Origin of the sequence: Microtetraspora sp. AC03309 (genome assembly GCF_020826795.1) — a bacterium.
GTDB classification, from domain to species: Bacteria; Actinomycetota; Actinomycetes; order Streptosporangiales; family Streptosporangiaceae; genus Microtetraspora; species Microtetraspora glauca.
The window spans coordinates 1-603 of the sequence record NZ_JADDIL010000367.1; the positions used below are offsets into that span (position 1 = coordinate 1).

Genomic DNA, 603 nt, shown 5'->3' on the forward strand with positions numbered 1-603 from the left:
TGCGTGAGGGGTTGATGGTCCCGACTGGGACGCGATCGCGCGCGGTCTGCACCGGGAATTGCAAGTCACTGTCATTGCTGATCATTACGGCCGCGTCGATGCGTTGTTCGAGGACATCAAGCAGCAGATGCGCAGCGACGTTCACGTCGGAACCCTTCTCCTCGCGCCGGGCGACCGACACAAAGAATTGCGCATGGGGATCGTCCTGGCCTGCACCGTCTTTGACGGTGACTGGCCAGGACGGTGTTGTCAGCACCGGCCGCCCTTTCTTGTCTTCTGTGGCCAGGGGTGCGCGCGCTACGCGCCGCACGTAGTTACCCATTTCGATGTGGTCCGCGCTGCTGGCCCGCTTGAGAGCGCGCAGGTAAGCGTCTTGTTCCTTGTTGCCGACCGGGTTATCTGCGCCGGAAATGGCGGCCGTGCAGTAGACGACCCGCTCAATGGTGGCCCCGGCCCAGGTCGAGTGATTGGCCACCAGGCGCGCCCCCAGGCCGCGCAGGTCGAGCCACCGCCACCCGGCCGTGCCTTTTCCGCACAGGCCGCGGCCGCCGTAGTAGAGATTGAAACCGTCGATATACACGCCTACTCGCATGGGCACAGACG

The 603-nt window shown here is 64.3% G+C and carries 1 protein-coding gene; it reads right to left on the minus strand.

What is annotated here, in order from left to right; genetic code table 11:
- Positions 1 to 580: hypothetical protein (locus IMZ11_RS43375; protein ID WP_308066920.1), on the minus strand; the 580-nt coding region annotated here is incomplete at its 3' end.
- Positions 581 to 603: the final 23 nt, after the last annotated feature.